Below are 14,166 nucleotides of genomic sequence, written 5' to 3' on the forward strand. Positions count from 1 at the left end.
CACGAACAAAATCAACACAACCCGACCGGAGATACCTATGCCAACGGCCCGCGCCCCCCTCGGTCAGCGCCCCGCGCTCCTGAAGATGAGCCACGTCGAAAAGACGTTCCGCGGCGACGTGGTCGCGCTCAAGGACATGAACCTGACGGTGAACGAGGGCGATTTCATCTCGCTGCTCGGCCCCTCGGGCTGCGGCAAATCCACCGCGCTGCGGCTGATCGCCGGGCTGATGAAGCCCACGACGGGCCGTATCGAATGGACCGGCGGCCAGAACGCGGGCGACCTTGGCGTCGTGTTTCAGGAACCGACGCTGATGCCGTGGGCCCGGGTGCAGGACAACGTCTGGCTGCCCTTCCGCCTGCGCGGCAAGTCCTACAGCGAGGTGAAGGACGACGTGCTTGAGGCGCTGAAGCTGGTGGGCCTCGAGAATTTCCAGCGCGCCTTCCCGCGCGAACTGTCGGGCGGGATGAAGATGCGCGTGTCCATCGCCCGCGCGCTGGTGACCAAGCCGCGCCTGATCCTGATGGACGAACCCTTTGCCGCACTGGACGAAATCACGCGCCACAAGCTGAACCAGGACCTTCTGGCCCTGCGCGAGGCGATCGGCTGCACCGTCATATTCGTCACCCACTCGGTGTTCGAATCCGTTTTTCTGTCTGACCGCATCGTGGTCATGGCCGCCCGCCCGGGCCGCGTGATCCGCGAGCTGGAAGTCGACGCCCCCTACCCCCGCACCGAGGAATTCCGCACCTCGGCCGAATACGCAGCCTATTGCCGCAACGCGTCCGACGCGCTGCACGAAGCCATGGGAGAACCGGCATGACCCTCGCCGACACCGCCCCCGCCACCCATGTCGACGCCGAGGAACTGGCGCAGGCCCGGCGCGAGAAGCTGATGAAGATCGCCCGCTGGTTCCTACCCTCGCTGGTGCTGGTTCTGGCCGTCGTCGCCTGGCACCTTTACGTCACCATCGGCGAGGTGCCGCACTATATCCTGCCCGGCCCGGTGCTGATCGCGCAGAAGATGGTCGAGGACTGGGCGATCCTTTGGCCCGCGATCCTGATCACCGGACGCCTGACGATCCTTGCGCTGATCATGGCGGTGATCGGAGGCGTCACGCTTGCGGTCGCCTTCACCCAGTCGAAATGGATCGAGATGTCGTTCTTCCCCTACGCCGTCATCCTTCAGGTGACGCCGGTGGTGGCGGTGGCGCCGCTGATCAAGATCTACGTCGACAGCGCCTTCATGTCCGCGCTGCTGTGCGCATGGATCGTGGCCTTCTTTCCGATCCTGTCGAACACGACGATCGGGCTGAAGTCGGCAGACCACAACCTTGAAGACCTGTACTCGATCTACGGCGCCTCGCGCTGGCAGAAGCTGCGCTATCTTTATGCGCCCTCGGCGCTGCCCTTCTTCCTTGGCGGGCTGAAGATCGCCGGTGGTCTCGCCCTGATCGGCGCGGTGGTGGCGGAATTCGTGATCGGCCGGTCCGGCACCGGCCTCGGCCTTGCCTCGACCCTGCTCGAGGCATCGTACCGCTTCAACTTCGGACGGCTGTTCGCCGCCCTCATCCTGATCTCGCTCATGGGCGTGGTGATCTTCGCCATCATGAGCACGATCAGCTACCTCGCGCTGCACAAGTGGCACGAAAGCGCGATAAAACGAGAACGATAATGGACTTCAAGACACTCCCCGAGGGTCGCTTCACCCTGCGTGACGTGACGGTTCCCGCCTGCCTTGTCGGGCAGCCCGGTCACCTTGTGCGAACCGACATCGGCATCGACGGCGGGCTGATCGCCGCGCCCGGCGGCACCGACGTCGCGATGGGCGGGGCGATGGTGCTGCCCTGCTTCACCGACATGCACACCCATCTGGACAAGGGGCACATCTGGCCCCGCGCTTCGAACCCTGACGGCACCTTCGCGGGCGCGCTGTCCACCGTCCGAGAGGACCACGCCAACTGGACGCCCGACGACGTGCGCGCACGGATGGATTTCTCGCTGCGCTGCGCCTACGCCCACGGCACCAAGGCGATCCGCACCCACCTTGACGCGGCCAACGGCCAGTTCCGCCGCAGCTGGCCGGTCTTCGCCGAAATGCGGGACGAATGGGCCGGGAAGATCGACCTGCAGGCCTCCAGCCTTGCCGCCTGCGATACCTTCACCCCGGACGGGGACTTTGCCGAGCTTGCCGACACGGTCGCCACGCACAAGGGCACGCTGGGGCTGGTGACCTATCCGGTCGACGGGCTGGCCGACATCCTGCGCCAGTTCTTCGACATGGCCGCCAAACGCGGGCTGAATGTCGATTTCCACGTCGACGAGACGATGGACGCCAGTTCCGAAACCCTGCGCACCATTGCCGAGGTAGTGATGGAAACCGGCTTTGACGCCCCCGTCGTGGTGGGCCACTGCTGTTCGCTGTCGACGCAGGACGTCAGCCGCGCGATGGACACGCTGGACCTTGTCGCCAAAGCGGGCCTGAACGTTGTCAGCCTGCCGATGTGCAACCTGTACCTGCAAGACCGCGAACCCCACCGCACCCCGCGCGGCCGCGGCGTCACGCTGGTGCACGAGATGAAGGCGCGCGGCATCGCGGTGTCCTTCGCCAGCGACAACACGCGGGATCCGTTCTACGCCTACGGCGATCTCGACATGCTCGAGGTGCTGCGGCAGGCCACCCGCATCGCGCATCTCGACCACTCCGACACCGACTGGGTGCAGTCCTGCCTCGCGACGCCCGCCGCCTCGTGCGGCTTCGCGGTGCCGACCCTGAGCCCCGGCGCCCCCGCCGACCTGACCGTTTTCCGCGCCCGCGAATGGACCGAGCTGTTCGCGCGCCCGCAATCCGACCGCATCGTCCTGCGCGGTGGCTTGGCCATCGACCGCACCCTGCCGGACTATGCCGAACTCGACGACCTGATGAGGACATGATGAAAGACAACGTCGCCGCCGCGAAAGCCGCCCTTGCCCACCTCGACATCGAGGAGCGCGAGGCCGCCATCAAGACTGCCTCCCGCGACTTCTTCTGGTACTCGCCGGTGCTGAAGACACGGCTGGACCACGTCCTTGCCGATTTCGTGGTGCGCCCGCGCAACGAGGCCGAGGTGATCGAGATCCTCAAGGTCTGCTACGCCCACGACGTGCCGGTCACCACCCGCGGCGCGGGCACCGGCAACTACGGGCAGGCGATGCCGCTGGCGGGCGGCTGCGTCATGCACCTGCGCCACATGGACAAGGTCAGGGAGATCGCGCCGGGCCGGGTGATCTGCGAACCGGGCATCCTGCTGAAGGACCTCGACGCGCAGACCAAGGAAGCCTCGGGGCAGGAACTGCGCATGTTCTCGTCGACATGGGCCACCGCGACGATCGGCGGCTTCATCGCCGGCGGCTCGGGCGGTGTGGGGTCCGTCCACTGGGGGTCGTTGCGCGATCTCGGCAACATCATCCGCCTGCGCGTCGTGACGATGGAGGAAGAGCCCCGCGTGCTGGAATTCCGCGGCGAGGAACTGGCCCGCGTCAGCCACGCCTACGGCACAAACGGCATCATCACCGAACTGGAACTGCCGCTGGCCCCCGCCTACGACTGGACCGGCCTTTTCGTTGCCTTCGACGATTTCGGCGACGCGATGGGCTTCGCCGACGACCTCGCGAACGAGGACGGCATTCTGCTGAAGATCGCCTCTGTCTACGAGGCGCCCACGGCACACGCCTATTTCCAGCGGGTAAAGCCCCATGTCGACGAGGGCACGCACCTTGTCGGCCTGATGGTCGCGCCGCAGTCGATGGACGGTTTCCTGACCTTCCTCGGCCGCCGCCCCAAGGCAAAGCTGATCTACCGCTCGGACGACAACGACTGGCCCCGCGATCCCGGCCCGATCTTCGAATACGGCTGGAACCACACCACCCTGCGCGCGCTGAAGGTCGACCCGTCGATCACCTACCTGCAGGTGCGCTATGCCTTCCCCGAGCACCGCGAACTGGTCGAAAAGATGCGGACCGAGTTCTCGCCCGAGGTCCTGCAACACCTCGAAGCGATCCGCATGAACGGCAAGATCGCCTTCGCCGGGCTGTCGATGGTGAAGTTCACCACCGAGGAACGGCTGGACGAGATCATCCGCCTGCACGAAGAAGCCGGTGCGCTGATTTTCAACCCGCACCGCTACACGCTGGAAGAAGGCGGCCGTCAGCACACCGACGACACGCAGCTGTCCTTCAAGCGCGAGGCGGACCCCAAGGGCCTGTTGAACCCCGGCAAGATGATCTCGTGGGACGACCCGGACTGGAGCTACGACCGCATGTACGCCTACCCGCATCTTCAGGCCGCGGAATGAGGCGCGGCGCATGACCCGGGCCCTCGTCCTCTACGCCCACCCGGTGCCGGAAAGCTTCAACGCGGCGGTTCACACCACCGTGGTCGACACGCTGACCGCCCGCGGGTGGGAGGTCGACGACTGCGACCTGAACGCCGAGGGCTTCTTCCCCGTCCTGACCGAACTGGAACGCCGCGGCTACCACGACCAGCCCGCCAACATCGAACCGGTGAAGGACTATGTCGACCGCGTCCGCGCCTGCGACGCGCTGGTCATGGTCTTCCCGGTCTGGAACTTCGGCTACCCGGCGATCCTGAAGGGGTTCCTCGACCGCGTCTTCCTGCCCGGCGTCAGCTTCAAGCTGCAGGACGGCGGCGTCCGCCCCGGCCTGACCAACATCAAGAAGCTTGCCGCTTGCACCACCTACGGCGGCACCCGCTTCCGCGCCATGATGAACGGCGACCCGCCCCGGAAATGCGTCACCCGCGCGGTCTGGTACGCCTGCGGCATGCCCAAGAAACGCTACGTCGCGCTCTACGACATGAACAACAACACCGACACACAACTGACCGCCCACCTCGACCGGGTAAAGAGCGAGATGGAACGCCTGTGATGGCCGCCTATTCTTCTCTTTCCAAATACCTCGGGGGAGCCGCGCGCCAGCGCGACGGGGGCAGAGCCCCCACCGCACCCTTCCACGCGCACCTTCGGTGCGACGGGGGCAGAGCCCCCAAATCAAGCCCCCCAAGTTCCCGTCCGAGACCCTGACCCCATGCGCGCACTCGTCATCTACTGCCACCCCCGCGAGGGAAGCTTCACCGCCGCCGTCCGCGACAAGGTGTTGGAACGCCTGCACAACGACGGCGCCGAGGTGCGGCTGCACGACCTCTACGCCGAAGGGTTCAACCCCGTCATGTCGGCGCACGAGCACGAGATCTACCTCGACGAGACGCAGAACCAGATCGGGCACGAGGCCTACATCGCCGACCTGCAATGGTGCGACACGCTGATCTTCGTCTACCCGACGTGGTGGTACGGTCTGCCCGCGATGCTGAAGGGCTGGCTGGACCGGGTGCTGGTGCCCGGCATCGCCTTTTTGATGCCGCAGGCCGAGAACGAGACGATCCGCCCCGGCATGACCAACATCACCCGGCTGGGCGTGTTCACCACCTGCGGCGCAAGCTGGTGGCTGACGCGCTTTGTCGGGGCGCCGGGCCGGCGGACGATCTTGCGCGGGCTGCGGCTGATCTGCGCGAAACGCTGCAAGACCGCCTTCGCGGCGCATTACCTGATGGACAGCTCCAGCGATGCCAGCCGGGCCGTTCACCTTGCGAAGGTGCACAAGCAGATGGACCGCTTTCTGCGCGGCAAGACAGTCAACGAGGAGACGACAGCATGATCCCGGTGCTCGATTGGTCGACCTATGCGACCGACCCCGAAGGTTTCACCGCCAAGCTCGGCCAAGCCTGCCGCGACACCGGCTTTTTCCTGCTGAAGGGACACGGCGTTCCCGACGACCTGATCGCGGGCGTTTTCGCGCAGGCCGACACCTTTTTCTCGAAACCGGACGCCGAAAAGCAGCCGCTGTCGATTTCGAAGAACCCGCACAACCGGGGCTGGGCGCGGATCGGGTCCGAAAGTCTTGACGACACCTCGGGCCAGATCGACAGCAAAGAGGCGTTCAACGTCGGCCTCGACCTTGCCGAAGACGACCCCCGCGTTCTGGCGGGCGAGCCGTTTCGCGGCGTGAACGTCTGGCCCGACCAGCCCGGATTCCGCGACACGATGCTGGCCTATTACAACGCAGTCTGGCGCCTTGGGACCGACCTGCACCACGCCATCGCCACCGACCTCGGCCTGCATGCCGACTATTTCGCCGAACACTTCGACGCCCCGCTCGCCATCCTGCGCATCCTTGCCTACCCCGAGGCGAAGGGCACCGAAGGCGAGATCGGCGCGGGCGCGCATACCGACTATGGCTCGGTCACGCTGCTGATGACCGACGGCGAGGCCGGTCTGCAGGTCAAACCGCGCGGCGGCGACTGGACCGACGTGCCGCATGTGCCGGGCGCCTATGTCGTCAACATCGGCGACTGCCTGATGCGGTGGTCCAACGACATCTACGTCTCGACCCCGCACCGGGTGCTGCCGCCGAAACGTCGGCGCCGCTCGATTGCGTTCTTCCTTGACCCGAACCCCGACAGCGTCATCCGCGCGCTGCCCGGCACGGGCGAGGCGAAATATCCCCCCGTCACCGGCGCCGACTATCTGCGGTCGCGCCTTGACGCCACATACACACCGGATCCCGTGGAATGACCGACAGATACGATTGGGCCCAGCGCCGCGCCCCCGAATTCACCGACATCGACCCGCAGACGGCCATCGCCATCCTGCCCACCGCCGCCATCGAACAGCACGGGCCGCACCTGCCGGTCGGCACCGACACGATGATCGCGGGCGGGATGCTGGACCAGTTCCGCGCCACCTGCCCCGACGATCTGAACGTCGCGATCCTGCCTGTCATGGCGGTGGGCAAGTCGAACGAACATCTTTGGGCCAAGGGCACCCTCACCCTGTCCGCGCCAACCGCGCTGGCGGCATGGACAGAGATCGGGTTGTCGGTCGCGCGCGCCGGTTACCGCAAGATCGTCATCGTGAACTCGCACGGCGGCAACCTCGACCTTGTGTCGATCCTGTCGCGCGAATTGCGGGTCGAGGCCGGGATGCTGGCGGTGAAATGCCAGTGGGGTAACTTCGGCGCGCCCGAGGGCATGTATACCGATCACGAACGGCAGTACGGCATCCACGGCGGCGACGTCGAAACGTCTTTGATGCTGAATTTCCATCCCGATTGCGTGGACATGTCCAAGGCCATCGACTTCCGCAGCGCGGCCGAGACCGACCCCGTGCCGCCCACGGGCCCGATCAGCCGGGGCTGGATCGCGGCGGACATGAACCCGGACGGCACGGTCGGCAACGCCTCGATCGCCACCGCCGAGAAGGGTGCGGCCACCTGCGCCCATCAGGTCGCCGGGTTCATCGAACTGCTGCGGCAGGTGCGCGACATGCCCCTGCCCTCGGTCGACGCGCGCCCCTTCGACTAGGGCGCTCGGCCGCGCACGGCTCTTGCATCGCGGCGCGCCGCGTGGTCCCTGCGCGGCAACCACACGGAGCGCCGCATGAACACGCCAGCCCACATGGCCCTGTCCCTTGCCGCCCTCGGACGGCGGGCGCGCAAGGGAGATATCTGGTGGATCCTCGGCGGCGCGCTGCTGCCCGACCTGTTCCTGTACGCCGAGCATTTTCTAGGGCGCGGAACGGCGGGCCTTTTGGTGGACGTGTTCAACTCTGTCCCGGTCTATGCCGTGCTGCTGATCGGGGCGCTGGCCACCAACCGGCGGCGGGTCGTGCTGTTGGCGGCATCCGCGCTTCTGCACATCGCGTTCGACCTGCCGTTCCACGCCGGAGACGCCCACGCGCATTTCTGGCCGATCACCAGCCAGCCGTGGCAAAGCCCCGTGTCGTTCTGGGATGCAGACCACCACGGCCGTCTGTTCGGGCTGTTAGAGGCCGTACTGACGGCCGTCTGCCTGTGGGTGCTGTGGTCGCGCAAGAAGGCTCAGCGCGTGGCGGCAGTGGTGCTTGGCATCCTCTACCTGAACGCCTTCGTCCACTTCGTCGGTCACGCCTTCGCGGGCAGTCACTGGGCCTTGTGGTAGCGGCGGGCGCCTAGCCCCTGCGGCCGTCGAACAGCCTGTCGCGGGACCCGATCAGGTGCCTGCGCATCAGGTCGCGCGCGCGGTCGGCATCGCGGTTGCCAATGGCGTCGGCGATGGCGCTGTGTTCCGCGTAGACATGCGCCAGCCCGTCCGGGGTGATCTTCAGCGACGCGCCGTGAAACTGCATCCCGACCGCGATATGGTCTTCCAGCGCCTCCATCGCCGTTGCGAAGTACCCGTTGTCCGACGCCTTGGCGATCGACAGGTGGAAGGCAAAGTCGGCGTCCTCGCGGTGCCGGTTGCGGTCGGTCGCCTCGCGCATTTCGCGCAGCGCGGTCATGATCCCGTCCATGCCCGCATCGTCGTGGCGACGCGCGGCGGCGGCGGCGGCCTCGGGTTCCAGCGTGATGCGGAACTCGTAGCAGCGTTCAAGGTCAGAGATGCTGGCGACGTGACCGAAGCCCAGCGGCTCTTTCAGGCCGGACTGCCGCACGAAGCTGCCCGCGCCGCGGCGGGAATAGATCAGGCCATGTTCGCGCAGGCGGCGCAGGGCTTCGCGGACCACGGGGCGCGAGACCTGAAACTCGGCGGCAAGGTCGTGTTCCGTCGGCAGGCGTTCGTCCGCGCCGTAAGCCCCGGACTTGATCGCCCGGTTCAACCTGTCGAACACGCCGTCCGCCAGACTTCTGCGCTGCGCTACGCTCTTTTCCGCATCCTGAGCCATCGTTTAACCTTCCGCCCCGATCGCCGCCGGTGCGAGGCGGAGTAATGCGTCTTCGGTGCCAAAGCCACCGGATTTCGTCACGATGACACGGCCTTGTGCGCGGCACAGCGGCAAGCCCGGCATCGCCTCTCCTGCCACGCGCAGGCAGTCGATGCCCGCCGCGTCCAGCACTGCCTCTGCCGTGGCGCCGCCCGTCAGCAGCGCGCCCTTCGCCGCCGCAAGATAGGAGCGAGCGCCGTCGGCCAGCGCGGCGGCCACCGCCGTTGGCCGGGTTTCGTCCCCGGGTTCCGCCATGATCACCGTGATCCCCAACCGTAACTCGCCTTGAGGCACCTTCCCGCCGGGCGCGGCGACGACGTGCACGTCGCTGCGGCCGTCACACAGGGCGGCGACCTGTGCGCGCGTGATCGGGTCGGTCGAGCCGACCACCAAGCAGGCGGGTGCGGGCAGACCGCCCGTCGCGACCGGCGCCAGCCCCCAGCGCGCGGCAAGCGCCTGCGCCAGACCGCGCGCGCCGACCAGCGCGCCCTCGTTCGTTGTTGCGTCCTCGGCTGCGGCCAACGCGGCCTCCATGTCGGCGTCCGTCGCGACGTCCGGCACCGTGGCGCGTGCCGCCGCCGCACCCAGCGCCGCGCCCACCGAAATCGGCGTTTCGACCCCGAATCCCTGCAAGCTGCCGCCCTTCACAACGCGACCGAACTCGGGGATCGCGGGCAGAACCGTCAGCCGACCCTTCAGCGGGTCCAGCTCGGCCTCGAGATGGCCTTTCAGGCGGGAATCGATCTTCTTGAAGATCCGCACGCTAGGCCCGAAGGCGGCCAGCGCCGCCGCAACGCGGCCCCGCGCCTCGGCGGCCGGAATCTCGCGCGAGCGGGTCGAGACCGCAACGACGCCGCCCCCGGCCTCAAGCGCGGACGGAAGCGCCATCAGATGTGTCGCCACGACCACTCCGCCGTCGATCCCGGCGAAGGGCGCGGCGCTGTCCAAAGCGCCCGTAAGATCGTCTGCAATGATCGCCAGCCGCGGCACCATCATCTCCCATCCTCCCTGGAAGTTGTTAGAGCTAATACCACAGACCCTTTACAGTCAACGCATTCGTGGGACTTACAAGTTTACATTAAGTCAGTTCATATAGGTGCCGCCATTGGCGTTCACCGTCTCTCCGGTGATGAAATCCGACCCCGGACCAGCAAGGAAAACGACGGTTTCGGCAATCTGCTCGGGCGTTCCCAGCCTACCGATGGGCACCCCGGCCAGCACCCGCTGACGATAGTCGTCGTCCCACTGGGCGGTCATGTCGCTTTCGACCGGGCCGGGGCAGACGGCGTTCACGAAGATGCCATGCGGCGCCATTTCCCGCGCAAGGTGCTGGGTCAGATAGTTCACCGCCGCCTTCGACGCACCATACGCCGGCGCGGCATTCTTGTGCGGCGTCTTCGCGGTGGTGGACGACACGTTGACGATCTTGCCGCCACCCTGCGCGATCATGCCCGGCAGGACCGCGCGGCAGAAATGCAGCGTGCCGTTCAGGTTCACGTCCATCACCCGCTGCCAGTCGTCCAGCGCCATGTCCAGCGTCGAGGACCGCGTGTTGATGCCCGCGTTGCAGACAAGGATATCGACACCGCCGAACTCCTCTGTCGCCTGTGCGACCGCGTCCCGCGCCGTCTGCTCTTGCGCCACGTCCCCGGCGATCCACGCGGACCGCACGCCCAGCGCGGCGATCTCTGCTGCCAGCTCCTGCAGCAACTCTGCGCGGGTGCCGTGCACCATCACGTCCGCGCCCGCCCGCGCCAGTTGCAGGGCGATGGCCCGACCGATGCCCCGGCTTGCGCCACTGACGATTGCTCTCTTCTCTGCAAGCATACCTGCCTCCCGTTTTGCGTCCTGCTTCCGTTGCCAAATCGAACGCCTGCTGTGCAAGGCTTTCCTTCAGCGCCGGTGACGCTCGCGAAGCTGCCCGGGGTTTCCCCGTTGGGGGTTGCAGCGGACCCGGCGGGGCCTTAAGACCGCGCCAATTTTGCGCGCGACTCTGCTCGTCACGCGCCCGCTGTCATGCCCGGGGAAACGCCATGCCGAAAAGAACAGACATCCAGTCCATCATGATCATCGGCGCGGGACCCATCATCATCGGTCAGGCGTGCGAGTTCGACTATTCCGGCGCCCAAGCCTGCAAGGCGCTGCGCGAGGAAGGCTACCGCGTCATCCTCGTGAACTCGAACCCCGCGACGATCATGACCGACCCCGGTCTTGCCGACGCCACCTATATCGAGCCGATCACCCCCGAGGTCGTCGCAAAGATCATCGAGAAAGAGCGCCCCGATGCGCTGCTGCCGACGATGGGAGGCCAGACCGGTCTGAACACCTCTCTGGCGCTGGAAGAGATGGGCGTGCTGGACAAGTTCGGCGTCGAGATGATCGGCGCCAAGCGCGACGCCATCGAGATGGCCGAAGACCGCAAGCTGTTCCGCGACGCGATGGACCGGATCGGGCTTGAAAACCCGAAGGCGACGATCGTGACCTCTCCGAAGATGGAGAACGGCAAGCGCGACATCGCGGCGGGCATGAAAGACGCGCTTGCGGCGCTGGAACACATCGGCCTGCCTGCGATCATCCGCCCCGCCTTTACCCTTGGCGGCACCGGCGGCGGCGTGGCGTACAACCGCGAAGACTACGAGCTGTACTGCCGGTCCGGCATGGAAGCTTCTCCGGTGGGGCAGATCCTTGTGGATGAAAGCCTGCTGGGCTGGAAGGAATTCGAGATGGAGGTCGTCCGCGACAAGGCGGACAACGCGATCATCGTCTGCGCCATCGAAAACGTGGACCCGATGGGTGTGCACACCGGCGATTCCATCACCGTGGCCCCGGCGCTGACGCTGACCGACAAGGAATACCAGATCATGCGCAACGGCTCGATCGCCGTCCTGCGCGAGATCGGCGTGGAAACCGGCGGCTCGAACGTTCAGTGGGCCGTGAACCCCGAAGACGGCCGCATGGTCGTGATCGAGATGAACCCGCGCGTGTCGCGGTCGTCGGCGCTTGCGTCGAAGGCCACCGGCTTCCCGATCGCCAAGATCGCCGCGAAGCTGGCCGTCGGCTATACGCTGGACGAGCTGGACAACGACATCACCAAGGTCACGCCCGCCTCGTTCGAGCCGACCATCGACTATGTCGTCACCAAGATCCCGCGCTTCGCCTTCGAGAAGTTCCCGGGTTCGAAACCCGAACTGACCACCGCGATGAAGTCGGTCGGCGAGGCGATGGCCATCGGCCGCACGATCCACGAATCCCTGCAAAAGGCGCTGGCGTCGCTGGAGACCGGGCTGACCGGCTTCGACGAGATCACCATCCCCGGCACCGACGGCACCCCCGACGAGGCCGCGATCATCAAGGCGCTGTCGGCTCAGACCCCCGACCGCCTGCGGATGATCGCACAGGCGATGCGGCACGGTCTGGACAACGACACGATCCAGCACGTCACCAAGTTCGACCCGTGGTTCCTTGACCGCATCCGCGAGATCGTCGAGGCCGAAGCCGCCGTGCGCGAAAACGGCCTGCCGCAGGACGAAACCGGACTGCGCAAGCTGAAGATGATGGGCTTCACCGATGCCCGGCTGGCCAAGCTGACCGGCCGGACCGAAGCCAGCATCCGCGCCGCACGTTTGGCACAGGGTGTCACCGCCGTGTTCAAGCGCATCGACACCTGCGCCGCCGAGTTCGAGGCGCAAACGCCCTACATGTACTCGACCTACGAAAGCCCGGTGATGGGCGAGGTCGAGGACGAAGCGCGTCCGTCGGACAAGAAAAAGGTCGTGATCCTTGGCGGCGGTCCGAACCGGATCGGCCAAGGCATCGAGTTCGACTATTGCTGTTGTCACGCCTGCTTTGCGCTCAGCGATCAGGGCTACGAGACGATCATGATCAACTGCAACCCGGAAACGGTGTCGACCGACTATGACACCTCGGACCGGTTGTATTTCGAACCGCTGACCTTCGAACACGTCATGGAGATCCTGCGCGTCGAACAGGAAGCGGGCACGCTGCATGGCGTGATCGTGCAATTCGGCGGGCAGACGCCGCTGAAACTGGCCAACGCGCTGCACGAATCCGGCATTCCGATCCTTGGCACCACGCCCGACGCGATCGACCTTGCCGAAGACCGCGAGCGGTTCCAGGCGCTGCTGTACAAGCTGGACCTGAAGCAGCCGACCAACGCGATCGCCTCGACCGACGCCGAGGCGCTGGCCGCCGCCGAGAAGATCGGCTTCCCGCTGGTGATCCGGCCGTCCTACGTTCTGGGTGGCCGCGCGATGGAGATCGTCCGCGACATGGCGCATCTGGAGCGCTACATCGCCGAGGCGGTCGTGGTGTCGGGTGACAGCCCGGTCCTGCTGGACAGCTACCTGTCGGGCGCGACCGAGGTCGACGTCGACTGCCTGTCCGACGGCGAGAACGTCCATATCGCGGGCGTCATGCAGCACATCGAAGAGGCCGGCGTCCATTCGGGCGACAGTGCCTGCTCGTTGCCGCCGCACACCCTGTCGCGCGAGATCGTCGAGGAATTGGAACGTCAGGCCGTCGCTCTGGCCCGGGCGCTGAACGTCGTTGGCCTGATGAACGTGCAGTTCGCGGTCAAGGATGGCGAGGTCTACCTGATCGAGGTGAACCCGCGTGCCTCGCGCACGGTGCCCTTTGTCGCGAAAGCCACCGACTCGGCCATCGCGTCCATCGCGGCGCGCCTGATGGCGGGTGAGCCGCTGTCGACCTTCCCGACCCGCGCGCCCTACACGCCCGACACCAGCCCCGACGACCCGCTGCCACTGGCCGACCCGATGACGCTGGCCGATCCGAACATGCCGTGGTTCTCGGTCAAGGAAGCCGTGATGCCCTTCGCCCGCTTCCCGGGCGTCGACACGCTGCTTGGCCCGGAAATGCGGTCCACCGGCGAGGTGATGGGCTGGGACCGGTCCTTCCCGCAGGCGTTCTACAAGGCCCAGCTGGGCGCAGGCACCGTCCTGCCCGAAGGCGGCACCGCATTCCTGTCGATCAAGGACGAGGACAAGTCGCCCGAACTGATCGAGACAGCGCAGATCCTGACCGACCTTGGTTTCAAGATCCTCGCCACACGCGGCACCGCGTCTTTCCTGAAGGAACAGGGCATCGGCGCCGAGGTGGTGAAGAAGGCCTATGAAGGCCGCCCGAACATCGTCGACGTGATGAAGGACGGCGGCGTGTCGCTGGTGATGAACTCCACCGAGAGCGCACAGGCGGTCGAGGATTCGCGGTCGATGCGCAACGTCGCGCTGATGGACAAAATCCCCTACTTCACCACGCTTGCGGGCAGCCATGCGGCGGCGCTGGCGATGAAAGCCCGCCAGGAAGGCGAAATCGGCGTCCGCTCGCTTCAGTAG

General features: G+C 66.4%; 13 protein-coding genes. 10 read left to right on the plus strand and 3 right to left on the minus strand.

What is annotated here, in order from left to right; translation table 11 throughout:
- Window positions 1-37 precede the first annotated feature (37 nt).
- The 9 genes from P1K30_RS09155 to P1K30_RS09195 all read left to right on the plus strand — a co-directional run bounded on the left by P1K30_RS09155 (window position 38) and on the right by P1K30_RS09195 (window position 8,031).
- Complete coding sequence (locus tag P1K30_RS09155) at window positions 38-823, plus strand: ABC transporter ATP-binding protein (RefSeq protein ID WP_275632418.1); 786 nt, start codon at window positions 38-40, stop codon at window positions 821-823.
- Entirely contained in the window at window positions 820-1,674 is an 855-nt protein-coding gene (locus P1K30_RS09160; RefSeq protein ID WP_275632419.1) for an ABC transporter permease, read from the plus strand. Before P1K30_RS09155 ends, P1K30_RS09160 begins: the two co-directional genes overlap by 4 nt.
- On the plus strand, window positions 1,674-2,933 hold the full coding sequence (locus P1K30_RS09165) for a cytosine deaminase (RefSeq protein WP_275632420.1): 1,260 nt from the start codon (window positions 1,674-1,676) through the stop codon (window positions 2,931-2,933). The genes P1K30_RS09160 and P1K30_RS09165 overlap by 1 nt, the downstream gene beginning before the upstream one ends.
- A complete protein-coding gene (locus tag P1K30_RS09170) occupies window positions 2,930-4,333 on the plus strand; it encodes an FAD-binding oxidoreductase (RefSeq protein WP_338052356.1) in 1,404 nt (467 codons plus the stop codon). The genes P1K30_RS09165 and P1K30_RS09170 overlap by 4 nt, the downstream gene beginning before the upstream one ends.
- Before the next feature lie 10 nt (window positions 4,334-4,343).
- Window positions 4,344-4,925: an NAD(P)H-dependent oxidoreductase gene (locus tag P1K30_RS09175; RefSeq protein WP_275632421.1), complete on the plus strand. Its 582-nt coding sequence runs from the start codon at window positions 4,344-4,346 to the stop codon at window positions 4,923-4,925.
- Window positions 4,926-5,084: 159 nt separating this feature from the next.
- Window positions 5,085-5,711: an NAD(P)H-dependent oxidoreductase gene (locus P1K30_RS09180; RefSeq protein WP_275632422.1), complete on the plus strand. Its 627-nt coding sequence runs from the start codon at window positions 5,085-5,087 to the stop codon at window positions 5,709-5,711.
- Window positions 5,708-6,628, plus strand: a complete 921-nt coding sequence (locus tag P1K30_RS09185) for an isopenicillin N synthase family dioxygenase (protein ID WP_275632423.1) — start codon at window positions 5,708-5,710, stop codon at window positions 6,626-6,628. The genes P1K30_RS09180 and P1K30_RS09185 overlap by 4 nt, the downstream gene beginning before the upstream one ends.
- Window positions 6,625-7,416 (plus strand): creatininase family protein, encoded by a 792-nt coding sequence (locus P1K30_RS09190; RefSeq protein WP_275632424.1) that lies wholly within the window; start codon window positions 6,625-6,627, stop codon window positions 7,414-7,416. Before P1K30_RS09185 ends, P1K30_RS09190 begins: the two co-directional genes overlap by 4 nt.
- Before the next feature lie 75 nt (window positions 7,417-7,491).
- A complete protein-coding gene (locus P1K30_RS09195; protein WP_275632425.1) occupies window positions 7,492-8,031 on the plus strand; it encodes a hypothetical protein in 540 nt (179 codons plus the stop codon).
- Window positions 8,032-8,041: 10 nt separating this feature from the next.
- Here P1K30_RS09195 and P1K30_RS09200 read toward each other — a convergent pair whose 3' ends face one another.
- From P1K30_RS09200 to P1K30_RS09210, 3 genes are all read right to left on the minus strand, one after another.
- The gene (locus P1K30_RS09200; protein ID WP_275632426.1) at window positions 8,042-8,755 is read right to left on the minus strand and encodes a FadR/GntR family transcriptional regulator; all 714 of its coding nucleotides are present in this window, start codon (window positions 8,753-8,755) and stop codon (window positions 8,042-8,044) included.
- A gap of 3 nt (window positions 8,756-8,758) precedes the next feature.
- Entirely contained in the window at window positions 8,759-9,790 is a 1,032-nt protein-coding gene (locus tag P1K30_RS09205) for a four-carbon acid sugar kinase family protein (protein WP_275632427.1), read from the minus strand.
- Between the two features lie 87 nt (window positions 9,791-9,877).
- On the minus strand, window positions 9,878-10,621 hold the full coding sequence (locus P1K30_RS09210; RefSeq protein WP_275632428.1) for an SDR family NAD(P)-dependent oxidoreductase: 744 nt from the start codon (window positions 10,619-10,621) through the stop codon (window positions 9,878-9,880).
- A gap of 206 nt (window positions 10,622-10,827) precedes the next feature.
- Here P1K30_RS09210 and carB point away from each other — a divergent pair, with 206 nt between their 5' ends.
- Window positions 10,828-14,166, plus strand: a complete 3,339-nt coding sequence (carB, locus tag P1K30_RS09215) for a carbamoyl-phosphate synthase large subunit (protein ID WP_275632429.1) — start codon at window positions 10,828-10,830, stop codon at window positions 14,164-14,166.

Origin of the sequence: Psychromarinibacter halotolerans, from assembly GCF_029168315.1 — a bacterium.
GTDB classification, from domain to species: domain Bacteria; phylum Pseudomonadota; class Alphaproteobacteria; order Rhodobacterales; family Rhodobacteraceae; genus Psychromarinibacter; species Psychromarinibacter halotolerans.